The sequence below is a fragment of the Pseudomonas sp. 5P_5.1_Bac1 genome (genome assembly GCF_025466015.1).
Lineage (GTDB): Bacteria > Pseudomonadota > Gammaproteobacteria > Pseudomonadales > Pseudomonadaceae > Aquipseudomonas.
Window position 1 is genome coordinate 49,204 of the sequence record NZ_JANLNX010000024.1, and the last position, 25,959, is coordinate 75,162.

At 64.2% G+C, this 25,959-nt stretch carries 30 protein-coding genes and 2 tRNA genes; 21 read left to right on the forward strand and 11 right to left on the reverse strand.

The window, feature by feature from the left end; genetic code table 11:
- Positions 1–29 precede the first annotated feature (29 nt).
- Complete coding sequence (locus NTD82_RS04600; RefSeq protein WP_262127916.1) at positions 30–584, reverse strand: NADPH-dependent FMN reductase; 555 nt, start codon at positions 582–584, stop codon at positions 30–32.
- Positions 585–734: 150 nt separating this feature from the next.
- Here NTD82_RS04600 and NTD82_RS04605 point away from each other — a divergent pair, with 150 nt between their 5' ends.
- Complete coding sequence (locus NTD82_RS04605; RefSeq protein WP_262127917.1) at positions 735–953, forward strand: hypothetical protein; 219 nt, start codon at positions 735–737, stop codon at positions 951–953.
- A 133-nt stretch (positions 954–1,086) separates the two neighbouring features.
- On the opposite strand, the gene NTD82_RS04610 is transcribed toward NTD82_RS04605, so the two are convergent.
- Both NTD82_RS04610 and NTD82_RS04615 read right to left on the reverse strand, forming a co-directional pair.
- Positions 1,087–1,163, reverse strand: a tRNA-Val gene (locus tag NTD82_RS04610).
- A gap of 168 nt (positions 1,164–1,331) precedes the next feature.
- A tRNA-Val gene (locus NTD82_RS04615) sits at positions 1,332–1,408 on the reverse strand.
- Positions 1,409–1,622: 214 nt separating this feature from the next.
- Here NTD82_RS04615 and NTD82_RS04620 point away from each other — a divergent pair.
- On the forward strand, positions 1,623–2,906 hold the full coding sequence (locus NTD82_RS04620) for an NAD(P)/FAD-dependent oxidoreductase (RefSeq protein ID WP_095157642.1): 1,284 nt from the start codon (positions 1,623–1,625) through the stop codon (positions 2,904–2,906).
- 12 nt (positions 2,907–2,918) lie between these two features.
- On the opposite strand, the gene NTD82_RS04625 is transcribed toward NTD82_RS04620, so the two are convergent.
- Positions 2,919–3,647 (reverse strand): peptidase C39 family protein, encoded by a 729-nt coding sequence (locus NTD82_RS04625; protein WP_262127918.1) that lies wholly within the window; start codon positions 3,645–3,647, stop codon positions 2,919–2,921.
- Positions 3,648–3,802: 155 nt separating this feature from the next.
- Between NTD82_RS04625 and NTD82_RS04630 the strand changes: the two genes are divergently transcribed.
- Positions 3,803–3,988, forward strand: a complete 186-nt coding sequence (locus NTD82_RS04630) for a hypothetical protein (protein ID WP_095157646.1) — start codon at positions 3,803–3,805, stop codon at positions 3,986–3,988.
- Positions 3,989–4,292: 304 nt separating this feature from the next.
- Here the strand turns inward: NTD82_RS04630 and NTD82_RS04635 are convergent, their stop codons facing one another.
- Both NTD82_RS04635 and NTD82_RS04640 read right to left on the reverse strand, forming a co-directional pair.
- Complete coding sequence (locus NTD82_RS04635; RefSeq protein WP_262127919.1) at positions 4,293–5,042, reverse strand: TerC family protein; 750 nt, start codon at positions 5,040–5,042, stop codon at positions 4,293–4,295.
- A 36-nt stretch (positions 5,043–5,078) separates the two neighbouring features.
- Entirely contained in the window at positions 5,079–5,315 is a 237-nt protein-coding gene (locus NTD82_RS04640) for a hypothetical protein (RefSeq protein WP_095157654.1), read from the reverse strand.
- A gap of 135 nt (positions 5,316–5,450) precedes the next feature.
- Here NTD82_RS04640 and nhaR point away from each other — a divergent pair, with 135 nt between their 5' ends.
- On the forward strand, positions 5,451–6,356 hold the full coding sequence (gene nhaR / locus NTD82_RS04645; RefSeq protein WP_262127920.1) for a transcriptional activator NhaR: 906 nt from the start codon (positions 5,451–5,453) through the stop codon (positions 6,354–6,356).
- On the opposite strand, the gene NTD82_RS04650 is transcribed toward nhaR, so the two are convergent.
- Positions 6,337–7,485: an MFS transporter gene (locus tag NTD82_RS04650; RefSeq protein ID WP_262127921.1), complete on the reverse strand. Its 1,149-nt coding sequence runs from the start codon at positions 7,483–7,485 to the stop codon at positions 6,337–6,339. The two genes, nhaR and NTD82_RS04650, sit on opposite strands and share 20 nt — an antisense overlap.
- Positions 7,486–7,698: 213 nt before the next feature.
- Here NTD82_RS04650 and sstT point away from each other — a divergent pair, with 213 nt between their 5' ends.
- Positions 7,699–8,907, forward strand: coding sequence for a serine/threonine transporter SstT (gene sstT, locus NTD82_RS04655; RefSeq protein ID WP_095157660.1), 1,209 nt, complete (start codon positions 7,699–7,701; stop codon positions 8,905–8,907).
- Between the two features lie 94 nt (positions 8,908–9,001).
- On the forward strand, positions 9,002–9,646 hold the full coding sequence (locus NTD82_RS04660; RefSeq protein ID WP_262127922.1) for a YceH family protein: 645 nt from the start codon (positions 9,002–9,004) through the stop codon (positions 9,644–9,646).
- Between the two features lie 75 nt (positions 9,647–9,721).
- Here the strand turns inward: NTD82_RS04660 and NTD82_RS04665 are convergent, their stop codons facing one another.
- Positions 9,722–10,534 (reverse strand): shikimate 5-dehydrogenase, encoded by an 813-nt coding sequence (locus NTD82_RS04665; protein WP_262127923.1) that lies wholly within the window; start codon positions 10,532–10,534, stop codon positions 9,722–9,724.
- Between the two features lie 173 nt (positions 10,535–10,707).
- On the opposite strand from NTD82_RS04665, the gene NTD82_RS04670 reads away from it, so the two are divergent.
- The 3 genes from NTD82_RS04670 (at position 10,708) to NTD82_RS04680 (ending at position 11,787) form a co-directional block, all read left to right on the forward strand.
- Entirely contained in the window at positions 10,708–11,061 is a 354-nt protein-coding gene (locus tag NTD82_RS04670) for a hypothetical protein (RefSeq protein WP_095157665.1), read from the forward strand.
- Between the two features lie 95 nt (positions 11,062–11,156).
- Entirely contained in the window at positions 11,157–11,339 is a 183-nt protein-coding gene (locus NTD82_RS04675; protein ID WP_262127924.1) for a hypothetical protein, read from the forward strand.
- A gap of 118 nt (positions 11,340–11,457) precedes the next feature.
- On the forward strand, positions 11,458–11,787 hold the full coding sequence (locus NTD82_RS04680; protein WP_262127925.1) for a hypothetical protein: 330 nt from the start codon (positions 11,458–11,460) through the stop codon (positions 11,785–11,787).
- A 2-nt stretch (positions 11,788–11,789) separates the two neighbouring features.
- Here NTD82_RS04680 and NTD82_RS04685 read toward each other — a convergent pair whose 3' ends face one another.
- Together NTD82_RS04685 and NTD82_RS04690 are read right to left on the reverse strand one after the other, a co-directional pair.
- Positions 11,790–12,743 carry a class I SAM-dependent methyltransferase gene (locus NTD82_RS04685; protein WP_262127926.1) on the reverse strand — a complete coding sequence of 318 codons (954 nt, stop codon included), beginning with the start codon at positions 12,741–12,743 and terminating at the stop codon, positions 11,790–11,792.
- On the reverse strand, positions 12,727–14,058 hold the full coding sequence (locus tag NTD82_RS04690; RefSeq protein WP_262127927.1) for an iron-containing redox enzyme family protein: 1,332 nt from the start codon (positions 14,056–14,058) through the stop codon (positions 12,727–12,729). The genes NTD82_RS04685 and NTD82_RS04690 overlap by 17 nt, the downstream gene beginning before the upstream one ends.
- 267 nt (positions 14,059–14,325) lie before the next feature.
- Here NTD82_RS04690 and pbpG point away from each other — a divergent pair, with 267 nt between their 5' ends.
- On the forward strand, positions 14,326–15,252 hold the full coding sequence (gene pbpG, locus NTD82_RS04695; RefSeq protein ID WP_095157672.1) for a D-alanyl-D-alanine endopeptidase: 927 nt from the start codon (positions 14,326–14,328) through the stop codon (positions 15,250–15,252).
- A 141-nt stretch (positions 15,253–15,393) separates the two neighbouring features.
- Here pbpG and NTD82_RS04700 read toward each other — a convergent pair whose 3' ends face one another.
- Entirely contained in the window at positions 15,394–15,834 is a 441-nt protein-coding gene (locus NTD82_RS04700) for a hypothetical protein (protein ID WP_095157674.1), read from the reverse strand.
- A 170-nt stretch (positions 15,835–16,004) separates the two neighbouring features.
- Here NTD82_RS04700 and pvdM point away from each other — a divergent pair, with 170 nt between their 5' ends.
- The 11 genes from pvdM (at position 16,005) to NTD82_RS04755 (ending at position 25,932) form a co-directional block, all read left to right on the forward strand.
- Positions 16,005–17,357: a pyoverdine-tailoring dipeptidase-like protein PvdM gene (pvdM, locus tag NTD82_RS04705; RefSeq protein WP_262127928.1), complete on the forward strand. Its 1,353-nt coding sequence runs from the start codon at positions 16,005–16,007 to the stop codon at positions 17,355–17,357.
- A gap of 17 nt (positions 17,358–17,374) precedes the next feature.
- Positions 17,375–18,673, forward strand: coding sequence for an aminotransferase class V-fold PLP-dependent enzyme (locus NTD82_RS04710; RefSeq protein WP_262127929.1), 1,299 nt, complete (start codon positions 17,375–17,377; stop codon positions 18,671–18,673).
- Positions 18,674–18,688: 15 nt separating this feature from the next.
- Complete coding sequence (locus NTD82_RS04715; RefSeq protein ID WP_262127930.1) at positions 18,689–19,549, forward strand: formylglycine-generating enzyme family protein; 861 nt, start codon at positions 18,689–18,691, stop codon at positions 19,547–19,549.
- 259 nt (positions 19,550–19,808) lie between these two features.
- A complete protein-coding gene (locus NTD82_RS04720) occupies positions 19,809–21,011 on the forward strand; it encodes a PepSY-associated TM helix domain-containing protein (protein ID WP_262127931.1) in 1,203 nt (400 codons plus the stop codon).
- Positions 21,008–21,550 (forward strand): thiamine pyrophosphate-binding protein, encoded by a 543-nt coding sequence (locus tag NTD82_RS04725; RefSeq protein ID WP_262127932.1) that lies wholly within the window; start codon positions 21,008–21,010, stop codon positions 21,548–21,550. Before NTD82_RS04720 ends, NTD82_RS04725 begins: the two co-directional genes overlap by 4 nt.
- Positions 21,550–21,873 carry a hypothetical protein gene (locus NTD82_RS04730; protein ID WP_410017028.1) on the forward strand — a complete coding sequence of 108 codons (324 nt, stop codon included), beginning with the start codon at positions 21,550–21,552 and terminating at the stop codon, positions 21,871–21,873. Before NTD82_RS04725 ends, NTD82_RS04730 begins: the two co-directional genes overlap by 1 nt.
- Complete coding sequence (locus NTD82_RS04735; protein ID WP_262127934.1) at positions 21,870–22,439, forward strand: DUF6162 family protein; 570 nt, start codon at positions 21,870–21,872, stop codon at positions 22,437–22,439. Before NTD82_RS04730 ends, NTD82_RS04735 begins: the two co-directional genes overlap by 4 nt.
- A gap of 16 nt (positions 22,440–22,455) precedes the next feature.
- Positions 22,456–23,370 carry a metal ABC transporter solute-binding protein, Zn/Mn family gene (locus NTD82_RS04740; protein WP_262127935.1) on the forward strand — a complete coding sequence of 305 codons (915 nt, stop codon included), beginning with the start codon at positions 22,456–22,458 and terminating at the stop codon, positions 23,368–23,370.
- On the forward strand, positions 23,367–24,116 hold the full coding sequence (locus tag NTD82_RS04745) for a metal ABC transporter ATP-binding protein (protein WP_262127936.1): 750 nt from the start codon (positions 23,367–23,369) through the stop codon (positions 24,114–24,116). Before NTD82_RS04740 ends, NTD82_RS04745 begins: the two co-directional genes overlap by 4 nt.
- Entirely contained in the window at positions 24,116–25,015 is a 900-nt protein-coding gene (locus NTD82_RS04750) for a metal ABC transporter permease (RefSeq protein ID WP_095157692.1), read from the forward strand. The genes NTD82_RS04745 and NTD82_RS04750 overlap by 1 nt, the downstream gene beginning before the upstream one ends.
- Positions 25,012–25,932 (forward strand): metal ABC transporter solute-binding protein, Zn/Mn family, encoded by a 921-nt coding sequence (locus tag NTD82_RS04755; RefSeq protein ID WP_262127937.1) that lies wholly within the window; start codon positions 25,012–25,014, stop codon positions 25,930–25,932. The genes NTD82_RS04750 and NTD82_RS04755 overlap by 4 nt, the downstream gene beginning before the upstream one ends.
- Positions 25,933–25,959 lie beyond the last annotated feature (27 nt).

The following is a 25,959-nucleotide window of genomic DNA, read 5'->3' on the forward strand; positions in this document are numbered from 1 at the left end:
AATTCGGGGCCGCGTTGCGGCCCCTGACATCAACCCTGATGCCGCGCCACCCACTTGGCGAAACTGTCGATAAAGCCCTGCAAAAACGGCCGCGCTTTCTCCGACAACTTGCCCTGCTCATCGAACAGGGCCGCCGCGCCGCCGATATACGCCTCTGGCTGCTGCATGCACGGCACATCGAGGAACACCAGCGACTGGCGCAGATGATGGTTGGCGCCAAAGCCCCCCACCGCCCCCGGCGAAACACTGACCACCGCGCCCGGCTTGCCGCTGAAGGCGCTCTGTCCGTAAGGACGCGACCCCACGTCAATGGCATTTTTCAACGCACCCGGTACCGAACGGTTGTACTCCGGGGTGACGAACAGCAGTGCATTGCTGCTCTTGATCTGCTCGCGGAACGCCTTGTAGGCTGCGGGTGGATCGGTGTCGATGTCTTCGTTGTAGAGCGGCAGATCGCCGATTTCGACGATTCTCAACGTAAGGTTCGACGGCGCCAGTTCACCAAGCGCCTGGGCGACCTTGCGATTCAGAGACGCCTTGCGCAGACTGCCAACCAGCACAGCAACCGTATAAACCTGGCTCATGACCACTTCCACCTGTACGAATAAAGGGAATTGGTAGTTATAGATGATGAGCCCTGCCTGTGAGGTTTTTTTCCTGGCGCACAAAACTTCCCCCTGCGCGCCATGGTCTATGGCCCACAGAGATCATTTTTTTCAGAGGTCGCAAGCAAAATGACAGCAGTACTGGTCGGGCAATTTCATGCACGGGACGCTGAAGGACGCATCTATCCCGTGCATGAGTTTCAGGAAGCTACTCTCCAGGCCGATGGAAATGCCGCCTCATTGCCGATTACCACGTACCGCCTCGCCATCGGTGATCGGGTCAATCATCTGGGAGATGATCGCTTCGAGCTGGTGCAGAGCGGCGTGGAGATTATCCGGATTCCCTGACATCACGGGATACGGCCTGGAAGTCCGGGCCGTTGCAGCATTATTGACCGTCCGGTTTTTCCGGACGAAAACGAAAAGGGCGACCCTTGCGGATCGCCCTTTTCGTTTAACCGCCAACAGGAGCGGTAATGTTTGGTAGGCACAATTGGACTCGAACCAACGACCCCCACCATGTCAAGGTGGTGCTCTAACCAACTGAGCTATGTGCCTGCTGTGGGGCGGCATTCTACGCAAACGGTAGAGTGTGTCAACACCGAGTTACGGGAAATCTGCAAAAAAATCAGCGACTTTTAATCCCCCGCCAATAAACGCTGAAAACGAAAAAGGCGACCCTCTCGGATCGCCTTTTTCGTGACCGCCAACAGGAGCGGTGATGTTTGGTAGGCACAATTGGACTCGAACCAACGACCCCCACCATGTCAAGGTGGTGCTCTAACCAACTGAGCTATGTGCCTGCTGTGAGGCGGCATTCTACGCATTCGGCAAAGTGAGTCAACAGCTTTTTTAAGCTAAACCACTGAATAATAAAATTATTTACGCATAAACCCGGTTTTCGCTGTTTTCGACCGTCCGGCTGGCGGGTGTTTATTATTATTGATAGGATCTGCACATTCGTAAAAAATACAAAACACACAACTACAAAGTCACACAGATTCGAGGTACCGCCCCATGGCCGCCACTCCTTATCCACAGTCCTATTACGCCGCTTCGGCCAACCCGGTGCCACAGCGCCCTGCCCTGCAGGAAGAAGTCGAGACCGATGTTTGCGTGATCGGCGCCGGTTACACCGGTTTGTCCAGCGCGCTGTTCCTGCTGGAAAACGGTTTCAAAGTCACCGTGCTGGAAGCCGCCAAGGTCGGTTTCGGCGCGTCGGGCCGTAACGGCGGCCAGATCGTCAACAGCTATAGCCGCGACATCGATGTCATCGAACGCACCGTCGGCCCGCGCCAGGCACAACTGCTCGGGCAAATGGCCTTCGAAGGCGGCCGCATCATTCGCGAGCGCGTGGCCAAGTACAACATCCAGTGCGACCTGAAAGACGGTGGCGTGTTTGCCGCCGTGACCAACAAGCAGATGGGCCACCTGGAATCGCAGAAGCGCCTCTGGGAGCGCTTCGGCCACACCCAGCTGGAACTGATGGACAAGAACCGCCTGCGCGAAGTGGTCGCCTGCGACAGCTATGTCGGCGGCATGCTCGACATGAGCGGCGGTCATATCCACCCGCTGAACCTGGCACTGGGCGAAGCCGCTGCCGTGGAATCCCTGGGTGGCAAGATTTACGAACAGTCCCCGGCCATCCGCATCGACCGTGGCGCCAACCCGGTGGTGCACACCCCGAACGGCCGCGTACGCGCCAAGTTCATCATCGTTGCCGGTAACGCCTACCTCGGCGGCCTGGTGCCGGAACTGCAAGCCAAGTCGATGCCGTGCGGCACCCAGGTGATCACCACCGAACCGCTGAGCGATGAGCTGGCCCGCACCCTGCTGCCGCAAGACTACTGCGTCGAAGACTGCAACTATCTGCTCGACTACTACCGCCTGACCAGCGACAAGCGCCTGATCTTCGGCGGCGGCGTGGTCTACGGCGCCCGCGACCCGGCGAACATCGAGGCGATCATCCGTCCGAAGATGCTCAAGGCGTTCCCGCAGTTGAAAGACGTGAAGATCGACTACGCCTGGACCGGCAACTTCCTGCTGACCCTGTCGCGCCTGCCGCAAGTGGGTCGTCTGGGCGACAACATCTACTACTCCCAGGGCTGCAGCGGTCACGGCGTGACCTACACCCACCTCGCCGGCAAGGTGCTGGCCGAGGCGCTGCGCGGCCAGGCCGAGCGTTTCGACGCCTTTGCCGAACTGCCGCACTACCCGTTCCCGGGCGGTCACCTGATGCGCGTACCGTTCAGCGCCATCGGCGCCTGGTACTACACCCTGCGCGACCGCCTGGGCGTATAAGCCTGGCGGCCGTCAGCGCCCGAGGGCGTTGACGGCCTGCCGCGCGGCCTGCTCCTGGCCGGCCTGGGCCAGGTCATTCGCCGCCTTGAGCCAGCGTTGCCGGTCCACCTGGGCCGGCAGTTGCTTCGGTTGCTGCACCAGCACCGCCCAGCCCCCTTCCTTCTTCCACGCCGATTCGAACGAATCAAAGTCCATCAGCATCCGCCGACTGTTCCCCGCCCGCAGCAGCACACGCTCCTTGTAGCGGTCGTAGCCGACCAACAGGGCGTAACGCGGCTCACTCCAGAACGCCGAGCCTTCCTGATAGCGCAACAGCACCGGATTGCCCGCCGCCACCTGCGTGAGCAGCGCCGGCAGCCTGCTGTCCAGCGGATAAACCACCATGCCGTATTGCTGGGCGACGGTTTGCATAGACGTCTGCAGACGTTCCTGCTCCTGAGGCAGTTTCAGCGCACCTTCCAGCAGCCCCGGAGTGATGCGCACGCCTTGCTGCGAGAGGATCGCCGCCAATGCCATCGGCGCGCTCTGGTTGGCGTTGCCGCGGAAAAACGGCACCGTGCCGAGTTCGACCCGTTGCGGCAGTTGCTTGAGTTCGGAAGACGGCTGGCTGGCGCAGCCGGCCAGGGTCGCGGCCAGCAGACAGGCGGCAAAAAGACGGCGTGGCGTTGTGGAAAGGATCGGCATGGGTCCTCGCTTGAGCGGATGCCAGGCAGGCAACGCCCGGGCTTGAGCGGCGATCATAGGCCGACAGGCGGCATCGGTATAGCCCGCGTCCGCCTTAGAACAAAGCGGCCCAAGGCCTCAGACCATCGGTCAATAGCCTGAAATAAGTGAGCGTCTAGACTAATGAGGTGTCTGAGTTACTGGTCCTGCCTGTACTGAAGAAGGAGGCACCCATGAGCCTGACCATGGTTATTTTCATGTTGATCGCAGCCTGGCTGAGTGTCGCGGCTGCCATGTTGTGGGGCGTGTTGCGTATTGCCCGTCGTCATCACCTGCACCATCAGAATCCCGAGCCGCCCGTGAATGCACCAGCGCCGGCACCTCGTCGAGTGGCTCGTCGTCACGTTGGCGCCCACTGAATCTGCTGCTCGCGCTCGTCTGAGCATAGGAAAGGTTCTTCACGGAATACTGGGGGCTTTGGGCTTGAGTGCTCTGAGCTTATCCATTCTTTTTGGCGAGGCTGCCGGCCCCTTTAGCCTTTACGGCGAGTCCATTTTGTCTTGGCAAATTAGACTCGCCGTAGAGGCGAAAGGGGCCGGCAGCCTCGCCGCATCGAACGGATAAGTCCGCAAAGCCAAAGCCAAGCCAGAACCAGAACCAGAACCATAAAAAAGGGGCCCCTGAAAAGGAGCCCCAACTACAGCACGCAACAGATTCGTTAAATCAGCCCTCGCTGGCCTCACGCCGCTGGCGAGCCTTGCGCGAGAGAATGTTCAGCACCTCGATCGCAGTAGAGAACGCCATCGCCGCATACACGTAGCCTTTCGGAACGTGGGCGCCGAAGCCTTCGGCGATCAGGGTCATGCCGATCATGATGAGGAAGCCCAGGGCCAGCATCACCACGGTCGGGTTGTCATTGATGAACTTGGCCAGTGGATCCGCCGCTACCAACATCACGATCACGGCGCTGACTACGGCGATGATCATGATCGGCAAGTGCTCGGTCATGCCCACGGCGGTAATGATGCTGTCGATGGAGAAGACGATGTCCAGCACCAGGATCTGGCCAATGGCCGCTGCGAAACCCAGGGTAATGGTAGACGACGCCTTGGATTCTTCCTGGGCCCGTGGATCCACGCTTTCGTGGATTTCCTTGGTGGCTTTCCAGAGCAGGAACAGACCACCGGCGATCAGGATCATGTCCTTCCACGAGAAGCTCTTGCCGAGGATGTCGATGACCGGCTCGGTCAACTGGACGATCCAGGCCACGGTGCTGAGCAGCGCCAGGCGCATCACCAACGCCATGCTGATACCGATACGCCGCGCCTTGGAGCGGAATTCCTCAGGCAGCTTGTTGGTCAGGATCGAGATGAAGATCAGGTTGTCGATGCCGAGGACGATTTCCATGGCCACCAAAGTGGCCAGGGCAACCCAGGCGGTCGGGCTTGCGGCGAGTTCCAGCAGGTATTCCATGGATCAGATCCTGAATCGTTGTTGAGAAAAGGTAGATCAGATTTCCTGACCGTCAGTGTCCTTGGTGTCTTCTTTCTTTTCCGGCTGTGTACCGGTGGCGTCGTTAAGCGCCTGCTGGGCGGCCTTGTTGGTGTCGTCAATGGCCTGTTTGGCCGACTCGGCAGCCTGGTTGAGCATCTGCTGGGCGGACTTTTCGGCCTGTTCGCAGCCGGTCATGGCGAACAGGGCCATTACAAGGACCAGGGGCGTACCGATGGATTTGAGGTCAAGCATGGGGTCTTCTCCGAAGTGTTTTCGCTGCCACAACAGATGGCACCGCAATGGCAGGGGATTCTAAATATCTTGATACATCAGGAAAATTCGTATTTTCAGCGGTTATACTTCGGTTTTTCCGAATCGGGGATTGTCATGCTCAATTACCGGCAACTGCATTACTTCTGGGTCGTGGCCAAGACCGGCAGCATCGTGCGTGCCTGCGAACAATTGAACCTGACCCCGCAGACCATCAGCGGGCAGATCAGCCTGCTGGAACAGACCTACGGCATCGAGTTGTTCCGGCGGGTCGGGCGCCAGTTGGAGTTGACCGAAACCGGTCGCCAGGCCCTGTCCTACGCCGAGCCGATGTTCCAGATCGGCGGCGAGCTGGAAGCCATGCTGCGGGCGCAGCCCAACGAGCAGCAGGTGCTGTTTCGGGTTGGGGTGGCGGATGTGGTGCCCAAGTCGATCGTCTACCGGCTGATCGCGCCGACCATGGAGCTGGCCGAGCCGCTGCGCATCAGTTGCCGTGAAGACAAACTGGAGCGACTGCTGGCCGACCTGGCGATCCAGCGCCTGGACCTAGTGATCTCCGACAGCCCGATGCCCAGCCACCTGGATATCAAGGGCTACAGCCAGAAGCTCGGTGAGTGCGGTATCAGTTTCCTCGCCACGCCGGAGCTGGCAGCGCGTCTGCCGCTGCCCTTCCCCGCCTGCCTGCAACACGCGCCGTTGTTGATCCCCGGCCAGGAAACCATGGTACGCAACCGCTTGCTGCGCTGGTTCGCCGAGCAGCAGTTGCAGCCGCGGATCGTCGGCGAGTTCGACGACAGCGCGTTGATGCAGGCTTTCGGCAAGTCCGGTAGCGGGATTTTCATTGCCCCCAGCGTGATCGCCGAGGAGGTCTGCCGGCAGTACGACGTCGAACTGATCGGCCAGACCGACGCGGTCACCGAGTCGTTCTATGCCATTTCGGTGGAGCGCAAGGTCAAGCACCCGGGCATCGTCGCCATCACCGAGGGCGCGCGCCGCGAGCTGTTCAACTGGCCACTGGCTTGAAGCGCGTCAGCCACAGGGCCAGGGCCAACGCGAGGGCAATCAGTATCGCGGCGACATAGCCGACATCCGCCAGGCCCAGGCGGTCGATCACCGCGCCGCCGATCAGCGCCCCAAGGCCGATGCCCAGGTTACCTCCGGCGATATTCAGCGAGGCGCCGAAGGCCGGCGCTTCGGGCGCGGCCTTGATCACACGGACATGGCTGACCAGGAACAGCGCCGCCTGGGCCAGGCCCCAGACCGCCAGGGCCAGCACCAGTCCGACGCTGGACTGGATCGCTGGCACCACCGCCAGCAGCCCCACCACCAACAACGCGCAGAAGCCCGCTGAAGCGAGCAGCGGATGACGGTCCACCGCGCGCCCGCCCAGGCTGTTGCCGATCAAACCCACCGCGCCGAAACCCATCAGGTACCAGCCAACCCGGTCGCCGTCGAAGCCGGCCAGGCGCTCCAGCAGGTCCGCCAGGTAGGTGTAGGCCGTGAACATGCCGCTGAACACCAGCACCGACAACAGCACATGCCCCTGCAGCAGCGGGCTGCGCAGCACCCGGAACTGCCCGCGCAGCGAGGTGGTTTCGCTCTGCCGTGGGGTGTGCGGCAGGTAGCGCCACAGCAGCAGCGCCTTGGCCAGCGATAACAGCGCCAGCGCGGCAAAGGCCACCCGCCAGCCCAGTGCATCGCCGAGCAAGGTGCCGAGGGGAATACCGAAAACCGTGGCGCAGACCACGCCAAAGCTGATCTTGCTGATCGCCCGTCCGGCGTAGGCCGGGCCGACGATGTCCACCGCCGTTTCGCTGGCCAGCGCCCAGAACACCGGCAGGCCCAGCGCCGGCACCAGCCGCGCCACGGCCATCACGTAGTAGTCGGTGGCCAGCGCCGCCAGCCCGTTGGAGGCGGCAAACAGTAACAGCACGCCGACAAACAGCCGCTTGCGCTCGAAACGCGCGCACCAGGCGGTGAGAAAAGGTCCGCAGCAGGCCACGGTGAATGCGAACAGGGTCACCAGCAGGCCGGCCTGGGAAACGCTGACGTGCAGGTCCCGAGCGATTCCCGGCAGCAGGCCGATAATGAGGAATTCAGTGGTCAACACGGTGAAGCCGGCGGCGGCCAGCAACAGGATTGGCAGGAACATCCAGACTCCAGCGATGAGCGCATCGGCTCAAAAAGGTCGCGCATGGTAACAGTCACCGGCATGGCGACCTACCGTCGGACCGGGGGCAATGGGTGAGGTCGCGAGCTCTGTGATAGAGTTCCGCCCTTTTTTCGACCGGCGCCACCCGCCGCGTCGAGGCATTCCGTACCCGGGCGATCCCCGGGCCCTGAACACGATCGAGTCAGATTCGTTATGTTGCCTGTTCTCAACTTGCTCAATCGCACCAGCCTGGTGCTGCAAATCCTCATCGGTCTGGTGGCCGGCATCGCCCTGGCGCTGCTCGCGCCGCAAGTGGCGGGCAACCTCGCCTTTATCGGCAAAGTGTTCGTCAGTGCGCTGAAGGCCGTGGCGCCGATCCTGGTGTTCATCCTGGTCATGGCGTCCATCGCCAACCACAAGCACGGCCAGCAGACCCATATCCGGCCCATCCTCGTGCTGTACCTGTTCGGCACCTTCGCCGCGGCGGTGGTCGCGGTGGCGGCGAGCATGCTGTTCCCGTCCACGCTGGTGCTGAGCACCGAAGGCGCGCAGATGAGCGCGCCCGGCGGCATCGCCGAAGTGCTCCAGGGCCTGCTGCTGAGCGCCGTGGACAACCCGGTCAACGCGCTGGTCACCGGCAATTTCATCGGCATCCTGGCCTGGGCCATCGGCCTCGGCATTGCCGTGCGGCACGCTGGCCCGACCACCCGCACCGTGCTCGACGACCTGTCCAACGGCGTGACCCTGATCGTCCGTGTGGTGATCCGCTTTGCCCCGCTGGGCATCTTCGGTCTGGTCGCTTCGACCCTGGCCCAGTCCGGTCTCGGCACCCTGGTCGGCTACCTGCACCTGCTGGCGGTGCTGATCGGCTGCATGCTGTTCGTCGCCCTGGTGATGAACCCGCTGATCGTGTTCTGGAAAATCCGCCGCAACCCGTTCCCGCTGACCCTGCTGTGCCTGCGCGAGAGCGGCATCACCGCCTTCTTCACCCGCAGCTCGGCGGCGAACATTCCGGTCAACCTGGCCTTGAGCGAGAAGCTCGGCCTGCACGAAGACACCTACTCGGTGTCGATCCCGCTGGGCGCGACCATCAACATGGCCGGCGCGGCGATCACCATCACCGTGCTGACCCTGGCGGCGGTGCACACCTTGGGCATCGCCGTCGACCTGCCGACCGCCGTGCTGCTCAGCGTGGTCGCGGCGGTCTGCGCCTGCGGCGCCTCGGGCGTGGCCGGTGGCTCGCTGCTGCTGATCCCGCTGGCCTGCAGCCTGTTCGGCATCCCCAGCGAGATCGCCATGCAGGTGGTGGCGGTGGGCTTCATCATCGGCGTGCTGCAGGACTCGGCGGAAACCGCGCTCAACTCCTCCACCGACGTCCTGTTCACTGCGGCCGCCTGCGAAGCGGAAGCTCGCCGCGGCTGATGCCATCACGACCGGTGGCATCGTGCCGCCGGTCGCTTGTGTTAACCCTGTCACAGCCCTAGGCTAGGGGCTTTCCATGCACAGAGACAGGGTCATGTCCGAAGAGCAAGAATCCCCCGCCACTGCCCGCTTCAACGCCACTGAAATCCGCGTCCTGGGCTCGCTTATCGAAAAGCAGGCGAGCAACCCGGAAACCTATCCCCTGACCCTCAACGCGCTGATGCTGGCCTCCAACCAGAAAACCAGCCGCGAACCCGTAATGAACCTCGCCCAGGGCCAGATTGGCCAAAGCCTGCGTGCCCTTGAAGGCCAGGGCCTGGTCCGCCTGCAGATGGGCAGCCGCGCCGACCGCTGGGAACAGCGCGTGGACAAGGCGCTGGAACTGGTGCCGGCGCAGTTGATCCTGATGGGCCTGATGTTCCTGCGCGGGCCGCAGACCATCAACGAACTGCTGACCCGCAGCCAGCGCATGCATGACTTCGACGACAACGACCAGGTGCTGCACCAGCTCGACCGCCTGATCGCCCGCGGCTATGCCTTGCACCTGCCGCGTCAGGCGGGCCAGCGGGAAGACCGCTACACCCACGCGCTGGGCGACCCGGCGGAAATCGAGGCGATTCTCGCCGCGCGCCAGCAAGGGCCGGGGGAACGCGGGGTCAGTGGCGTGTCGGCTGAGCGGATCGAAGCGCTGGAGGCGCGGATTGCGGCGTTGGAAGAGCGTTTGGCGCTGCTCGAATAAGCCAGCGCTTCAAGGGCCTTATCGCTGCGGTTCGGCGCCCAGACAAGCCAGCGATGAGGCCGGCAGGCACCACACTCAACCCCGAGCGAACGCCACCGCCTTCGCCACCTGCTCCGCCGTCGGCCGCACTCCGGTGTAGAGCACGAACTGCTCCAGCGCCTGCAAGGCGATCACTTCCAGTCCGGTAATCACCGCCTTGCCACGGGCCTCGGCCGCGGCGATCAGCGGCGTGCGCGCCGGCATCGCCACCACGTCGAACACCGTCTGCGCTGCAGCGATGGCCGCCAGGTCGAACGACAGCTCTTGCGCCTCCGCGCCGCCAGTCATGCCGATAGGCGTCACGTTGACCAGCAGCGTCGGCCGCAACTCACCCAGTTCCGCCTGCCATTCATAACCGCAGTTCTGCGCCAGGCTCCGGCCCGCCGCTTCGTTGCGGGCAATCACGGTGCCGCGCGTAAAGCCGGCATCACGAAATGCACTGGCCACCGCCTTGGCCATGCCGCCACTGCCACGCAGGGCAAACGGCTGCGCCGGGTCGAGCCGGTGCTGTTCGATCAACTGGCGCACCGCCAGGTAGTCGGTGTTGTAGGCCTTGAGGTGGCCGTTGCTGTTGACGAGGGTGTTGATGGAATCGATGGCCGCGGCGGATGGGTCCAGCTCGTCCACCAGGGCAATACAGGCTTCCTTGAACGGCATCGACACGCCGCAGCCGCGGATGCCCAGGGCGCGGATGCCACCGATGGCGGCCGGCAGGTCGGTGGTGGTCATGGCCTTGTAGTAGTAATCCAGCCCCAGTTGCTCATACAGGTGATTGTGGAAGCGCACGCCGAAGGTGCCGGGGCGGCCGGCGAGGGAAATACAGAGGATGGTGTCTTTGCTGGGGGTCATGAACGGACTCCTGGAAACGGCGAAAGGCACAGTATGCCCAACCTCGCCGCAGACCGTTGATCGGCCCTTACATAACCTTTACTCAGCCCCCCGCAACTCCGCTCCCGGCCGCGGTCATAGTGATATCCCCGGCCCGTCTTTCCGGTCGGGGTAACGCCCTGCGAGGAATCAACATGAACCGTCATATCCCCGGTATCGCCCTGCTGATCGGCGCCCTGGCCCTGTCCGGACAAGCCTCCGCCCATGGCGGCGGTGGCTGGCAAGGTGCGGGCCCCATACTCGGCGCGGCCGTAGTGGGTGCCGTGGTCGGCGCCGCCGTTTCCGGTGGTCACGACCGTACTGTGGTCGTCGAACGTGCCCCGGCGTATTACCCGCCGCAGCCCGTGTATTACCAACCGCCGCCGCCACCGCCGGTGTATTACCAGCCCTATCCGGTCGTGGAACGCTATGTACCGGTGCCGCCGCCGTATTACCGCGAACGCTACTACGGCCCGCCGCCCGTCTATTACGGCCACCCGCGCTGGTAGTGGGTTTTATCAATGAACACTATTGAGAACACTGATTTCTCGCTGGCCGGATCCACACGTAAGGTACGAGCCATGACCCAAAGGGAGCACTCACCATGGCCAGTATCAGCATCATGTCCGTTATCGGTAGCGCGGTTCCGCCGGCGCTGAGGGAATTGGGGCTGCTGGCCTGCTGGTACCTGGTACGTGACGGCGAGAAGATCGGCGGCCCGATCACCTCGCTCACCGATGCCGAGGCGCTTGCTCAGCGTATCGCCGGCGAAGGCTTCAGAGCCTGAGGTCAACCTTCTTTCCCTTGTGCGTTTGCTCCGCACACCTCCCTTGCCCCGCCTTCTTGGCGGGGCTTTTTATTTGCGGCAGGATAGCGGCCCGCTTTCAGGATGAAGGAACTTCGGCGTGGAGATCGCCAGCAATCTGCTATTTACCGCTGTATTCGTTGGCGCCCTCGGCGTCACCGGTTATATCAGCGCCCGACGGATACGCGAGCGCCAGCGCAGTGTCGCGGACGAATTCGCGGCGGCGCTGAAGCGCCAGGGCGTCGGTGACCACGAAATCCTCCAGGAACAGATCACCCCCGCCAGTCTGATGGAACTGCTGCAAGTGCGACGGATCCTGCGCGACAGCCAGGGCAATCACTACCTCTACATCCACATCAGCGACAGCCCCGGCGTGCTTCGCCCACTGACCCGGGAGCGGGCAATGCTGGCCATGGGTAAAACGCTTTAGGTTCAACCGCGGCGGGTCACCGTCAGGGCCACCGCGGCGATACGCTCGACCCGCTCGTAGCCAGGCTCCAGCAGTTGCTCGCCAAACACGTCCGGGTCGATTTCCTCGTAGAACCAGGCCCATTGCGGCGCGTCGAGGGTGTCGCGCAGCGCCGCCAGGAGCGGGTCGCTGCCGTCGACCATGGCCACGCCGGTATACAACACCAGGCTGCCGCCCGGACTCAGGCGCTCAAGCGACTCGCGGACCATGCGCACCGACAACCCCTCGCCAAACGTCCCGCCACCATGGCGATACGTGCGCTTGCGGGCATCGAGCATGTATGGCGGGTTGGCGACGATCAGGTCGAAGCTGCCATTGACGCCCTCCAGCACATCGCTGTAATCCACCACGACATTGCCCAACTCGGCCAACGCCACATTGATCGCGGCGTAGCGCAGCGCCAGCGGGTTGATGTCCAGCGCGCTGACCTGAGCATGGCGCCGCGCCCGGGCGATCAGCAGCGCACCGATGCCCGTGCCGCAGCCGATTTCCACCGCTTGCTCGATCGGCGCGCAACTGTCGCGCAGGTGCGCCTCCACCACACGGGCGAAGCGGTAACTGTCCGGGCCGAAAAACACCGCGTCAGCGGTGTCGGTGGGAAAGCCCGAATGCACCAGCAGCAAGCCATCGACGGTCGACCAGCGCACCTGGCTGCGCAGAGTCTGGTCGCTGGTGCTGATGATTCCGGCCTGGCGCATGTGCTCCAGTTCATCCGGCGACAGCAGCGAGGCTTCGAACGGCCGGTTCCAGCCGAACACTTCGCGCATCGTCCGGGCCGGCAGTTGCTCGACGCGCCCGCTGTAGCGCTGGTGGGTCAGTGGCGTGGCGCAGATGAAACGATAGCCATCGGCGTGCAGACGACGCCCCAGGTGCAGCAGGGCCTCATCAGTTTGACGTTGCTCATCGGTCAGTTGCATGGCTGTGGCCTCCTTTCAGCCCGGTGAGTTGCACGTAGCGCTGGGTTGCCGCCAGCCCGCGTGGGCTGGCATGACGGTCCTCGCCCATGGCGTCGATGAGTTGCGTCACCGACAGCCCATCCGGCAAAGCCGGCAACAACGGCTCGGCGAGGGCGACCGGCCTGTGCCGGCGCTTCTGCAGCTGCCAGTCGCCGGCGATCCAGTCGTGCAGCAGTTGCTTCTCGTAGGGACTGAACACGCCGAACATCACCGCCTTCGGGCCCTCGATCAATTGCCAGAAACGGCTTTCAGCCGGGTCGCGATCGCGCAGGATCCAGCCTTTGTTCTGCAACACCTGGAGAAACGCCGGGAAACTGCCCGGCGCGGACAGCCACTGATTGACCGTGCGCCCGTCCAAGCGGCAGTGGTCAGAATGCAGGTGCTGGCCGAAGATCCGCTTGCGCTCAAGCGCCGCGAGCAATTCGCTTTCCAGGTCGAACCCGGCGGCGATGTCCATGGAGCCGGCGCTCAAGTCATTGAGTCGATAACCGCGGGCGATACGCCGATAGAACGCCTCGCCGTCCTGCTCTGGCCAGAGTTGGCGCAGGGCCTCCAGGGCCTTGCGCGCATGACCGGTGCTGGCGTTGTCGATGGTAACGTGGAGGCGGAAGTACTGCGCGTCAATGCCCAGTTCCTCCAGCTCGAAGGTACTGATCAGCAAGTGCAGGGGAAGCTGTTCATAGCCAAGGTTGTAACCCAGCACTTCGGGCAGGAAACGCTCGCTCTCCTGGCCGAGCGCCAGTTGCAGCGCGCCTTGCAGGTAGCGTTCGTCGGCCAACGGTAGCTGCTCGTGACAGCCCAGGCCGGCGAGCAGGCGGCGGAAAATCACCACGTGGTTGCAGGCCGGTTGGCCATCGCCGAGTTCTTCCAGATAGATGCGGATCAGCCCGTGGTAACGCGGGTCGTCCCAGTGATGCAGGGCGCCCTGCAGCCAGGCGCCGTCGACGCACTTGGTCGGCGTGACCTGCTGGAGAAAATACAGCGCATGTGCGCGGCTGCCGAACATGCGCCGGGGCGCGCCGTCACGACGTTCGGCGAGGTAGTCGGCGTACTGCCGGGCGACCTGCAACGCATGTTCCTGGCTCCACGCCTCCAGTTGCTCGGGAGACGCCGGCAAGTCATCGGCCAGGGCATCGGCGCGACGCAACTGGCCGTTCAACCACGCGGCAGTGTCAGGGCAGTCGCCGCGCAACAAGGCGCGATAGCGGGCCTCCAGGCTGTCGGCCTGTGCTGCGGGAGTGGCAATGACACCCGCCAGATCTGACATTTGATTCATGACCACCCCTCTTCCACGCGCTGACCTTGCTTATCCAAGGGAGGCGCTGCGCGCAGGGGAAGTTCAGAACGATTGCGCCACGTCAGGATGGGCGGGAGGCGGCTTACCTTAGGCTTGCCAGTGCGGGATCGATTAAAGATTATTCATATTTGAGCTAAGGGCTGGAGAGCAATCGACAGGCTCTGAGCCATACTCCAGAATGTCACGATTAGAAAAATAAAAACTCTTGCACAGCCAACGACATACCTTCTTTTAGTGAGCACTTACGTGAAAACCTCTCTTTCGATTCTCAGTCTGCTGCTGGTGCTCACCGGCACCGCCAGCGTTACGTCGAATGCTGTTGCCCAGCCTGCCACTGCCCAGGCGCAACGAGATCCTTCCACCCTTCACCTGGCCTCCGGCAGCGCCATGCTGGTGGATTTGCAAACCAACCAAGTGCTCTATTCCAGCCATCCCGACCTGGTGCGACCGATCGCGTCGGTGACCAAGCTGATGACCGCGATGGTGGTGCTGGACGCCAAGCAGTCCATGGATGAAATGCTCACCATGACCATTGCCCAGACCAAGGAAATGAAAGGCATCTATTCGCGGGTGCGCCTGGGCAGCGAGCTGAATCGCCGGGAAACCCTGCTGATTACCCTGATGTCGTCGGAGAACCGCGCCGCAGCAACCCTCGCCCACCACTATCCGGGCGGCTATGGCGCGTTCATCAAGGCGATGAACGCCAAGGCCAAGGCCCTGGGCATGAGCAATACCCGCTATGTGGAACCGACCGGGCTGTCGCCGAACAACGTTTCCACCGCCCGTGACCTGACCAAGCTGCTGATGGCGGCGCGCAACTACCCGCTGCTGAGCGAACTGAGCACCACCCGCGAGAAGACCGTCGCCTTCCGCAAGCCCAACTACACCCTGGGCTTCCGCAACACCGACCATCTGGTGAACAAGCCCAACTGGGACATCAAGCTGACCAAGACTGGCTTCACCAACGATGCCGGGCATTGCCTGGTACTGCTGACCAAGATGGACAACCGTCCGGTGGCGATGGTGATCCTCGATGCCTTCGGCAAATACACCCACTTCGCCGATGCCAGCCGCATGCGCCAATGGCTCGAGACCGGCAACGCCAAGCCGGCGCCGGCGGTGGCGATTCGTTACAAGGCGGATCGCAGCCAGAATCGGCCGCAGGCGGATTGATCGGACGCTTTATCGCGAGCAAGCTCGCTCCTACAGAGCACATTGCCCCCCTGTAGGAGCGAGCTCGTCGGGGCGCCGAACCGTCGCGATGCGCACCCCAATGAAAAAAGGCCCGGTCATCTGACCGGGCCTTTTTCATTATCAAGCGGTGGTATTCACCGAACTTCCCGCCGAGCTATCACCCGCCTCGGTCAGCGCCTGCAGCAACGCACCGGTCGCCTGCAACAATTGCCCGGTGGTGGTCGCCACCGCCGCCTGGGCGGCCGCTACCTTGACCGACTTGGTGCGATCGTCTTCCTTGCTGGCCATGGCTTCCTGCAGTTGCTTCTGCTGCTCGGCCAGCTGCTTCTGCAACTGCTTGACCTGCTCGCGCAGTTGCTTGACCTCCTGCGACTCGTTCGAATCAGCGGTCTCGGACTGGGTCGCCGCGGCCTTGCCTTCGCTGCGCACAGCAGACAGATCAGCCTTCACAGTGCCTTCGACCGGGGTCGCCTGACCGTCAACGTTGGTTTTCGCAGTCACATTGCTACGCACACCTGCAATCGAAAGGTTCGACGCCAGGGACTGGATGAGATCGGCCATGAGAGAAAACGTCCTGAAATTAAGGTCTGTCATGACATCGGCCGTTACAAACAAAACTTTAGGCCGCCCGTCCCCCATAAATTTCCCGCCCGGTTCTTCGTCCTTCCCCTGATACCGATCTCTGTCCGCGCACCGGCGGGATCGCCCTCCTGAACCGGACCGAGATGGCAATGACCAGACCCCGTTCCCGCAAAGCCCTGTACATCGGCCTGCCGCTCGCCCTGGCGGTGAGCCTCGGCGCAGCCGCCGCCGGCTGGCTGTACTGGAAAGACGACACCGGCTACCCGCGCAAGATCGTCGAGCAGGCCAACGCCCTGCATGAACACATGATCTCGTTCGACAGCCACATCACCGTCCCGCTGGAATTCGGCAGCGCTGGCCGCGAAGCCGACAAAGACGGCCCGGGCCAGTTCGACCTGGTCAAGGCCGGGCGCGGCCGGCTGTCCGGCGCCGCCCTGACCATCTTCGGCTGGCCGGAGCTGTGGAACGGCCCCAACGCCCCGCACCGCCCCACGCCCGGCTTCGTCGACGAGGCGCGGCACCAGCAGGAGGTGCGTTACCAGATCATCAGCGGCATGGTCCGCGACTTCCCCAACCAGGTCGGCATCGCCTACACCCCCGACGACTTCCGCCGCCTGCACGGCGAAGGCAAGTTCGCCATCTTCATCAGCATGCTCAACGCCTACCCGCTGGGCACCGACCTGTCGCAACTGGACCTGTGGACCGCGCGCGGCATGCGCATGTTCGGCTTCAGCTACGTCGGCAACAACGCCTGGGCCGACTCTTCGCGCCCGCTGCCGTTCTTCAACGACACCGCCGACGCCCTCGGCGGGCTGTCGCCGCTGGGTGAGCAGGCCGTGACCAAGCTCAACGACCTGGGCGTGATCATCGATGTGTCGCAGATGTCGACCCTGGCCCTGGAAGACGTCGCCCGCCTGAGCCGTGCGCCGCTGGTGGCCTCGCACTCGGCGCCGCGGGCGCTGGTGGACATCCCGCGCAACCTCAGCGACAAGGAAATGCAACTGATCAAGGACAGCGGCGGCGTGATCCAGATCGTCGGCTTCCCCACCTACCTCAAGCCGCTGAGCAAGCCGACCCTGGACAAGCTCGAAGCGCTGCGTGCCCGGTTCGACCTGCAACCACTGCAAGGCCTGGCCAATGCCCTGATGCCGGGTGACGCGGTGATCGCCATCTGGCCGGAATCGCGCTTCGGCGACTACGCCAGCAACCTCTACGGCATTGTCGAGGCGGAACCCAAGGCCGGGCTCAAGGCGTTCGGCGACGCCATCGACTACGCGGTGAAGAAAGTCGGCATCGATCACGTCGGCATCGCTTCCGACTTCAACGACGGCGGCGGCCTGGATGGCTGGAAGGATGTCAGCGAGATTCGCAACATCACCGCCGAGCTGTTGACCCGCGGCTACAGCGAGGCCGATATCGCCAAGCTCTGGGGCGGCAACTTCCTGCGGGCCTGGGAGCAAGTGCAGAAAGCCGCCCGCCCCGTCGCCTCCCTCACGCCTTGAACCGGAACGCCCGCGCCATGACCGACCGCCGCACCTTTCTCAAACAGGCCGCCGTACTAAGCGCCGGCCTGCCCTTGGCCAGCACCCTGGTCAGCGCCGCCGAACCCGCGCCGCACACCGCCAGCGCCGCCGCGGCCCTGAGCGGCCCGGACAAATGGCGCAACCTGCGCGCGCTGTTCCCGCTGGACCGCGAAACCGCGCACTTCGCCAATTTCCTGGTCACCGCCCACCCACGCCCGGTGCAGGACGCCATCGACTACTACCGCCGCGAAATCGACCGTAACCCCGCCGCCTTGATGGACTGGGAAAGCCAGTACGAGTGGAACCGCGAAGGCGAAGTCCGCGAGTGGGCTGCGCGCTATCTGGAGGTGCGCCCACGGCAGATCGCCCTGACCGGCAGCACCACCGAGGGCCTGGGCATGATCTACGGCGGCCTGAACGTGGCCGCCGACCAGGAAATCCTCACCACCGAACACGAGCACTATTCGACCCACAAATCCCTGGCCTTCCGCACCCAGCGCCAGGGCACCAAGGTGCGCAAGCTGCGCCTGTTCGATAACCCGTGGGAGATCTCCAAGGATCAGGTGCTGAGCACTATCGACAAGAACATCCGCCCGGAAACCCGCGTGGTCGGCATGACCTGGGTGCACTCCGGCAGCGGCGTGAAACTGCCGGCCAGCGAGATCGGCGAACTGATCCGCCAGCACAACCGCAACCGCGATGAATCGCGGCGGATCATCTACGTGGTGGACGGCGTGCACGGCTTCGGCGTCGACAACATGCGCTTCGCCGACTTCAACTGCGACTACTTCATCTCCGGCACCCACAAGTGGATGTTCGGCCCTCGCGGCACCGGGATCATCTGCGCCGCGTCGGAGAAGATGCAGCACCTGACGCCGACCTTCGCCACCTTCTCTCAGGAAGAAGACTTCGCCACCATCATGACCCCCGGCGGCTACCACGCCTTCGAGCACCGCTGGGCGGTGGGCAAGGCCTTCGAATTGCACCTGCAACTGGGCAAGGCCGACGTGCAGGAGCGTATCCACCAGCTCAACGACCAGCTCAAGGCGCGCCTGCTGGAGCACAAGCAGATCCAGTTGGTCACGCCGAAAAGCCGCGAGTTTTCCGCCGGCTTCACCTTCTTCCGCATCAAGGACCGCGACCCGGACGCCGTCGCCGCCTTCCTCTGCGACAACAAGGTGATGGTGGACGCCGTGTACCGCGACGTCGGCCCAGTGATCCGCTTCGCGCCGAGCCTGCTCAACAACGAGCAGGAAATCGACCGGGCCATGGCCCTGCTGACCCAGAAACTCTAGAAATAAGGCCCCTTCATGACCTCCACCTTCTCCCGCCTGACCCTGGCTGCGCTGCTCGGCGCCGCCAGCCTGCCCGCCCTGGCCGCCGACGCCACGCCCGGCGCCGTGCTGCGCGACTGCAAAGCTGCCTGCCCGGACATGGTCGTGCTGCCGGCCGGCAGCTACATGATGGGCACCCCGGACGACGAAGTCGGTCGCCAGCCCGACGAAGGGCCGCTGCACCAAGTGACCTTCGCCAAGCCGTTCGCCATCAGCCGCTTCCAGGTCACCGCGGGTGAGTGGGACGCCTACGTGCGCGAGTCCGGAGCGAAGATCGCCGACGGTGACACCCGCCCGGGCCGTGAATGCAAGGCCAGCAAGCCGCGTTACAAGCAGGGGCCGAAGCAGCCGGCGGTGTGCATGAGCTACCACGATGTCGAGGACTATGTGGCCTGGCTGTCGAAGAAAACCGGCAAGCACTACCGCATGGTCAGCGAGGCAGAACGCGAGTACGCCGCCCGCGCCGGCAGCACCGGGCCGTTCCCGTTCCCGCTGGACCCGGACGCCGAGTACGAAATCAGCCGCAACGCCAACGTCTACGGCCCCAAGGACGGCTACAGCTTCACCTCGCCGGTGGGCAGCTACGCGCCGAATGACTTCGGTGTGTATGACATGCACGGCAACGTCTACGAGTGGGTCGCCGATTGTTATCACGACAGTTATGTCGGGGCGCCGGCCGATGGCAGCGCCTGGGCCACGGCAGGCTGCGACATCGTCAATATTCGCGGCAACGACTGGGGCGAAGCGCCGATCTTTTCCCGCTCGGGCAATCGCAACAATGCCCATGCCACCGCTCGCGGCGACTGGATCGGGTTCCGGGTGGCGCGGGAGCTCTGACGAACGGCAGTAAATTTTTTGCGGGTGGTTTCGTTCATGCGCAGAAGGGCTCTGTGGATGAGGCCCCAGAGACCCGCACAAGGAGCAGTGAGCAATCACACCATCCTGCAAAAAGCTCGAAAATTGGCCAGAAAACCCGTCACCGAAGCATTTGCTTACATTTCCACTGACGGGTTTACGATTCTCGTTCGTCCTTATAAGTGCAGCCCTCAGGTTGAGCGTCGGCTCGACCCCACTTTTTACGAACAAGACAGAAGCAATGGCCCAACAATCGAAAAAGTCCAAATCCAGGTTGTGGTTCCTCGTCCACAGCTGGCTCGCTCTGCCGATCTGGTTCTTCGTGCTGATCGTCTGTGTCACCGGCACCCTGGCGGTGGTCAGCCAGGAGATCGTCTGGCTGGCGAACCCCGACGTGCGCGCCAGCAAGCCTGACGGTGATGCCGAACGCCTGAGCTTCCAGCAGGTTCTCGACGTGCTGCACAAGGCCGAGCCGGACATGGCCGTGCGCTTCATCAGCCAGCCGGACGGTTCGCACTTCGCCCTGACTGCGGCAGTAACCTTCCCCGACGGCACCGCGCCGACGCTCTACGTCAACCCGTACACCGGGGCGATCCAGGGCAAGAGCCCGGAGTTCAACTTCGAAGCCTTCACCCGCGCCTTGCATGGCTGGTGGCTGGTGCCGTTCACCAACGGCTATAGCTGGGGCTGGTATCTGGTGTCGCTGCTGGGCCTGCCGATGCTGGCCTCGCTGGTCACCGGGCTGGTGGTCTATAAGAAATTCTGGAAGGGCTTTTTCAAACCGGTGCTGCGCTTCAACCACGGCGCGCGGATTTTCTGGGGCGATTTCCACCGCCTGAGCGGCATCTGGTCGATCTGGTTCATCGCGGTGATTTCCATCACCGGCACCTGGTTCCTGATCCAGGCGATCCTCGGCGACAACCACATCACGATTTCCACCGAGCCAGTCACCCCGGTCATCGCCCGCGAAGACGTGCCGCTCTCGGACAGCCTGAAACCAGTGCCGCGCATCGACCTCGACGAAGCCACCCGCATCGCCACCACGCAGATTCCCGGCCTCGACGTCACCTTCGCGCAACTGCCGTCGAACGCCTACGGGCACATCTACCTCGGCGGCCGCGGCTGGTATCCGCTGATGTTCCAGACCGCCAACGTCAACCCCTACACCCGGAATGTCGACGCCTCGTTCCTGGTCTCGGACCGCTCGGCGCTGGAGTTCGTCACCGAGTCGATGCGCCCGCTGCACACCGGTGATTTCGGCGGCCTGGCCATCAAATTGATCTGGGCCTTCTTCGGCCTGTTGCTGTCGATGATGGTGCTCAGCGGCCTGCTGATCTGGACCAAGCGCACCGCCCAGGCCACCGCCGCCGCGCTCAAGCGCAGCGAAAAGAAACCGCGATCGCGCCAGGTCGCCCAGGAACCCACCACGCAGGTGCAACCATGAGCCGAGCACAGAATCCCGTCGCCCCACCCAGCCCCCTGCGGCTGGCCTGGCTGAAGTGGCGCTTCCATCTGAACATCCTGCTGTTGCTGATCCCGCTGGGCTTTATGCCCAAGTACTTCGCCGACGCCGCGCTGTTTCGCGGCGACAGCGGCCTGGGCGCGACGCCGATCGACGATATCCAGGTCGGCCCCTGGAGCCTGACCCTCGCCGAACTGCGCGACGAAGCCCCGCGCCAGGACGGACCGGCCGGCTACTTCAAGTCGTTCAACGCGGCGCTGTGCAAGACCTGCATCGGCGAGGTCAAGGCCGCCTACCTGCGTATCGGCAAGCCACGCAGCCTGCGCGCCGCCGGCACGATTTTCTTCGGCACGCCGTACCGCATGGGCACCAGCCTGCCGGTGCCGGAGCGCACCCGCGCCGACGCCGAACTGTGGATCACCCTCGAAGGCTGGGACGGCAGCATGCACCAGGCCTCGGTCCCCCTGGCCAAGGCCTCGCCCGCCACCGTCGCCTGGCTGAACAAACAAGGAGGCAAATGATGAATCTCAAGGCCGGCAGGCTCGCCCTGCCCCTGTTCCTGCTGGCGCTCGCGGGCCCCGCCCTGGCGCACAACCCGATGTGCCAGTGCGAGCCGATCGACGGCGAGCAGATCAAGTGCACCGGCGGCTTCTCCGACGGCAGCGGCGCACCGGGGGTGACCCTGGACGTGATCGGCTACGACGAAAGCGTGCTGGTCCCCGGCAAGCTCGGCGACGATTCGACCCTGACCTTCAAGCGGCCGGCCGGCGAGTTCTATGTGCTGTTCGACGCCGGCCCCGGCCACGTCGTGGAAATCGACTACGCCGACATCGGTGAGCCATGAGCCGGGTCCAGATCGTACGCCCGGCCGGCGCCGGGCATGAAACCCTCTACGTGCTGCTGGTCGCCCTGCTGATCCTGGCGCTCGCCGCCACGGTGGTGGCGCTGCGCGGCGAGCGCGAGGACGAAACCCAGGTCGAAGCCCATCAACTGGATGCCCGCCGCGACCTCAACGCCGCCGAACAAGGCATCTACACCGACCTGCGGGTGGCCTTCGACGAGATCCAGGCGCGCCGCGAAGAAGAGCCGGGGCTGGTCAGCATCGAGTTGCTGGTGGAGGAAGGCTTTGCCCCCTTCGTCGCCGATGCCAGCAGCGTCACCCGTGGCGAACACCAGTGGCGCCAGGTGCCGGGCAATGCCTACCTGGGCCTGAGCCCGCGCCCGGAAACCGCCGGCAGCTTCCTGCTGCTGGTGCCCGAGGCACACGACGGCAATGCCGACGTCTGGCTCAACCGCACCGCCCAGCCCACCTTGCCCGCCGAACTGTCGGCCAGCGCCCTGCAAGGCGCCGGCTGGAAACAGATCGCCGCCCACTATGACGCCGGTGTCACCCGCCAGCATCAGCACTGACCGCCAAGGAATGCCCATGCTCCGCTCCGCCCTCGTCCGCGTTCTCAGCCTGTTCGTCGCCCTTGCCCTGCCCGCCCTGGCCCTCGCCGAAAACGGCAAGCCGCTGCGCATCGGCATCACCCTGCACCCGTACTACAGCTACGTCAGCAATATCGTCGGTGACCGCGCCGAGGTGGTGCCGCTGATTCCCGCCGGCTTCAACCCGCATGCCTACGAGCCGCGCGCCGAAGACATCAAGCGCATCGGCTCGCTGGACGTGGTGGTGCTCAACGGCGTGGGCCATGACGACTTCGCCGACCGCATGATCGCCGCCAGCGAAAAACCGAACATCGCCACCATCGAATCCAACGCCAACGTGCCGCTGCTCGCCGCCACCGGCATCGCCGCCCGTGGCGCCGGCAAGGTGGTCAACCCGCACACCTTCCTGTCGATCAGCGCGAGCATCGCCCAGATCAACAACATTGCCCGCGAACTGGGCAAGCTCGACCCGGACAACGCCAAGTACTACAGCAAGAACGCCCGCGACTACGCCAAGCGCCTGCGCAAGCTGCGCGCCGAGGCCCTGGCGCAATTGACCGAAGCACCGAACCCGTCCTTCCGCGTCGCCACCATCCACGCGGCGTATGACTACCTGGTGCGCGAGTTCGGCCTGGAAGTCACCGCGGTGGTGGAACCGGCCCACGGCATCGAGCCGAGCCCGGCGCAACTGAAAAAGACCATCGACCAACTGCATGCGCTGGACGTCAAAGTGATCTTCTCCGAGATGGACTTCCCGTCGGCCTACGTCGAGACCATCCAGCGCGAAGCCGGGGTCAAGCTCTACCCGCTCACCCACATCTCCTACGGCGAGTACACCAAGGAGAAATACGAGGTGGAGATGAAGCGCAACCTCGACACCGTGGTCCGGGCGATCAAGGAGAACCAGGCATGACCGTGGCCGAGAACGTCGTCGCCGCACCGCGCGGGCCGTCCATCGAGTTCAGCGGCATCGACCTGACCCTGGGCCGCACGCGGATTCTCGATCAGGTCAGCTTCCAGGTCGCGGCCGGCAGCGTGCACGCCATCGTCGGCCCCAACGGCGGCGGCAAGAGTTCGCTGATCAAGACCCTGCTCGGGCAAATGCCGCACCAGGGCCGCCTGGCGCTGAACTGGCCGGACGACGGCCAGGTGATCGGCTACGTGCCGCAAGCCCTGGAGTTCGACCGCGGCCTGCCGATGACCGTGGACGATTTCATGGCCGCCATGTGCCAGCGCACGCCGGCCTTCCTCGGCCTGTCGCGGCGGGTGACGCCGGCCATCGACGCGGCCCTGGCCCGGGTCGGCATGCAGGACAAACGCAAGCGACGCATGGGCGCGTTGTCTGGCGGTGAGCGCCAGCGGGTGCTGCTGGCCCAGGGGCTGATCCCGGCGCCGCAACTGCTGGTGCTGGATGAACCGATGTCGGCGCTGGACGAAGCCGGTGCCCAGGTGTTTGAACGCCTGCTGCAGGAGTGGCGCCAGGCCGGGACCACCGTGCTGTGGATCGAGCACGACCTCGAAGCCGTGGCACGCCTGGCCGACCGGGTTACCGGGCTGAGCCGGCGAGTGCTGTTCGACGCGCCGCCGAAAGAAGCGCTGACCCCTGAGCGGCTGCTCGGGCTGTTTTCCATTCACCCGCGCAGCGAGAGCACCGCCTGATGAACTACGAAGAATTCCGCCTGCTGATCCAGGGCTGGGCGTCGTCCGGCTACCTGCCCGAAGCCCTGGCCTACGGTTTCGTGGTCAACGCCCTGCTCGCCGGCCTGATGATCGGCCCGGTGCTCGGCGGCCTCGGCACGCTGGTGGTGGTCAAGCGCTTCGCCTTCTTCTCCGAGGCCGTGGGTCACGCGGCGCTGACCGGCGTGGCCATCGGCATCCTCCTCGGCGAACCCTACACCGGCCCCTACGGCAGCCTGTTCGGCTACTGCCTGCTGTTCGGCATCCTGCTCAACTTCCTGCGCAACCGCACCGGCCTGTCGCCGGACACCCTGATCGGCGTGTTCCTCTCGGTGTCGCTGGCGCTGGGCGCGAGCCTGCTGCTGATGCTGGCCGGCAAGATCAACGTGCACATCCTCGAAAACGTGCTGTTCGGCTCGGTGCTCACCGTCAGCGGCCAGGACCTGGTGGTGCTGGGCATCGTCGGCAGCCTGGTGCTGGGGCTGGCGCTGCCGCTGTACAACCGCATCATGCTGGCCAGCTTCAACCCGCAACTGGCGGCGGTACGCGGCGTCGCGGTGAAAAGCCTGGACTACCTGTTCGTGGTGCTGGTGACCCTGGTCACGGTGGCGGCGGTGAAAGTCATCGGCGCGATCCTGGTCGGTGCGCTGCTGGTGATTCCGGCGGCGGCGGCGCGGCTGGTCAGCCAGTCGCTGAAGGGTTTCTTCTGGGCCTCGGTACTGATTGCGACCTTCAGCACCCTGATTGGCATCCTGCTGCCCATCGTCTTCGACCTGCCGGTGCCTTCGGGCGCAGCGATCATCCTGGTTGCCGGCAGCTTCTTCGCCCTCGCCGCGCTGGCGCGCGGTCTGGTTCCACGCCTGCAAGGAAACCCGGCATGACTCCAACTCTCAAGCACCTGAGCCTGGCCCTGCTGCTGGCCGGCCTGCCCCTCGCCAGCCATGCCCAGAGCGCGACGAAACCCGCCGCGCAACAGGCCGCCGGCGTCACCGTGCTGGCCTCGCTGCCGGTGACCTACGGCCTGGGCAGCCTGCTGCTGGACGGCACCTCGGTCAAACTGCAACGGGCGGCGCCGGCGAACATCCCCGCCAGCCGCCAGCCGTCCTACTTCAGCGGTCGCGGCCTGGCGAGCCTGCAGAAATCTGCGGACAAGGCTGACGCGGTGATCGGCCTGCGCTCGATCTGGAACGACGACCCGCTGTACCCGGTGGCGCGCCGGAGCAATATCCGCATCGTCGAAATCGACGCGGCGCGGCCGGTGGACGGCGCGCTGCCGGGCATCGCCGTACAGGGCAACAACGTATTCTCCGGCTACCCGTGGCTGAACCCGACCAACCTCGGGCGCATGGCCGACGTACTGGCCAGCGACCTTGGACGCCTGTCGCCGGCGGACCAACCGAAAATCCAGAGCAACCTCGCCGCCATCAAACGCCAGTTGCTCGACCTCAGCGCCAGCAGCGAAGCGAAGCTGGCCGAGGCCGACAACCTCAGCGTGGTCAACCTGTCGGATCGCCTGGGCTACCTGATCGGCGGGATGAACCTGGACCTGATCGACCACCCGCAAGTGGCCGACGACCAATGGACCGCCGAACAGCTCAAGCACCTCGGCGACGAATTGAAAGGCCAGGATGTTGCTGTGGTGCTGCACCACAAACAGCCGAGCCAGGCCGTGGCGGACGTGATCGCCGCGTCCGGCGCGAAGCTGGTGGTGGTGGATACCGACAGTGACGACACCTTGGCCGGGTTGAAGGCCGGGGTGGAACAGGTGGTGGGGGCGTTGGCGGGGAGTCAGGGTTAAACCAAGGGCCCTGTAGGAGCGAGCTTG

Bases quoted from the DNA above. Each gene is read 5' to 3' on its own strand.
- NTD82_RS04620 (WP_095157642.1), top strand. From the start codon at position 1,623: ATGGCCGCCACTCCTTATCCACAGTCCTATTACGCCGCTTCGGCCAAC.
- NTD82_RS04725 (WP_262127932.1), top strand. From the start codon at position 21,008: ATGAGCCGAGCACAGAATCCCGTCGCCCCACCCAGCCCCCTGCGGCTG.
- NTD82_RS04640 (WP_095157654.1), bottom strand. From the start codon at position 5,315: ATGCTTGACCTCAAATCCATCGGTACGCCCCTGGTCCTTGTAATGGCC.
- NTD82_RS04635 (WP_262127919.1), bottom strand. From the start codon at position 5,042: ATGGAATACCTGCTGGAACTCGCCGCAAGCCCGACCGCCTGGGTTGCC.
- NTD82_RS04700 (WP_095157674.1), bottom strand. From the start codon at position 15,834: ATGGCCGATCTCATCCAGTCCCTGGCGTCGAACCTTTCGATTGCAGGT.
- NTD82_RS04665 (WP_262127923.1), bottom strand. From the start codon at position 10,534: ATGACCCCCAGCAAAGACACCATCCTCTGTATTTCCCTCGCCGGCCGC.
- NTD82_RS04650 (WP_262127921.1), bottom strand. From the start codon at position 7,485: ATGTTCCTGCCAATCCTGTTGCTGGCCGCCGCCGGCTTCACCGTGTTG.
- NTD82_RS04750 (WP_095157692.1), top strand. From the start codon at position 24,116: ATGAACTACGAAGAATTCCGCCTGCTGATCCAGGGCTGGGCGTCGTCC.
- sstT (WP_095157660.1), top strand. From the start codon at position 7,699: ATGTTGCCTGTTCTCAACTTGCTCAATCGCACCAGCCTGGTGCTGCAA.
- NTD82_RS04735 (WP_262127934.1), top strand. From the start codon at position 21,870: ATGAGCCGGGTCCAGATCGTACGCCCGGCCGGCGCCGGGCATGAAACC.
- NTD82_RS04630 (WP_095157646.1), top strand. From the start codon at position 3,803: ATGAGCCTGACCATGGTTATTTTCATGTTGATCGCAGCCTGGCTGAGT.
- NTD82_RS04720 (WP_262127931.1), top strand. From the start codon at position 19,809: ATGGCCCAACAATCGAAAAAGTCCAAATCCAGGTTGTGGTTCCTCGTC.
- NTD82_RS04660 (WP_262127922.1), top strand. From the start codon at position 9,002: ATGTCCGAAGAGCAAGAATCCCCCGCCACTGCCCGCTTCAACGCCACT.
- pvdM (WP_262127928.1), top strand. From the start codon at position 16,005: ATGACCAGACCCCGTTCCCGCAAAGCCCTGTACATCGGCCTGCCGCTC.
- NTD82_RS04670 (WP_095157665.1), top strand. From the start codon at position 10,708: ATGAACCGTCATATCCCCGGTATCGCCCTGCTGATCGGCGCCCTGGCC.
- NTD82_RS04710 (WP_262127929.1), top strand. From the start codon at position 17,375: ATGACCGACCGCCGCACCTTTCTCAAACAGGCCGCCGTACTAAGCGCC.
- nhaR (WP_262127920.1), top strand. From the start codon at position 5,451: ATGCTCAATTACCGGCAACTGCATTACTTCTGGGTCGTGGCCAAGACC.
- NTD82_RS04690 (WP_262127927.1), bottom strand. From the start codon at position 14,058: ATGAATCAAATGTCAGATCTGGCGGGTGTCATTGCCACTCCCGCAGCA.
- NTD82_RS04600 (WP_262127916.1), bottom strand. From the start codon at position 584: ATGAGCCAGGTTTATACGGTTGCTGTGCTGGTTGGCAGTCTGCGCAAG.
- NTD82_RS04685 (WP_262127926.1), bottom strand. From the start codon at position 12,743: ATGCAACTGACCGATGAGCAACGTCAAACTGATGAGGCCCTGCTGCAC.
- NTD82_RS04605 (WP_262127917.1), top strand. From the start codon at position 735: ATGACAGCAGTACTGGTCGGGCAATTTCATGCACGGGACGCTGAAGGA.
- NTD82_RS04675 (WP_262127924.1), top strand. From the start codon at position 11,157: ATGGCCAGTATCAGCATCATGTCCGTTATCGGTAGCGCGGTTCCGCCG.
- NTD82_RS04625 (WP_262127918.1), bottom strand. From the start codon at position 3,647: ATGATCGCCGCTCAAGCCCGGGCGTTGCCTGCCTGGCATCCGCTCAAG.
- NTD82_RS04745 (WP_262127936.1), top strand. From the start codon at position 23,367: ATGACCGTGGCCGAGAACGTCGTCGCCGCACCGCGCGGGCCGTCCATC.
- NTD82_RS04740 (WP_262127935.1), top strand. From the start codon at position 22,456: ATGCTCCGCTCCGCCCTCGTCCGCGTTCTCAGCCTGTTCGTCGCCCTT.
- NTD82_RS04715 (WP_262127930.1), top strand. From the start codon at position 18,689: ATGACCTCCACCTTCTCCCGCCTGACCCTGGCTGCGCTGCTCGGCGCC.
- NTD82_RS04755 (WP_262127937.1), top strand. From the start codon at position 25,012: ATGACTCCAACTCTCAAGCACCTGAGCCTGGCCCTGCTGCTGGCCGGC.
- NTD82_RS04730 (WP_410017028.1), top strand. From the start codon at position 21,550: ATGAATCTCAAGGCCGGCAGGCTCGCCCTGCCCCTGTTCCTGCTGGCG.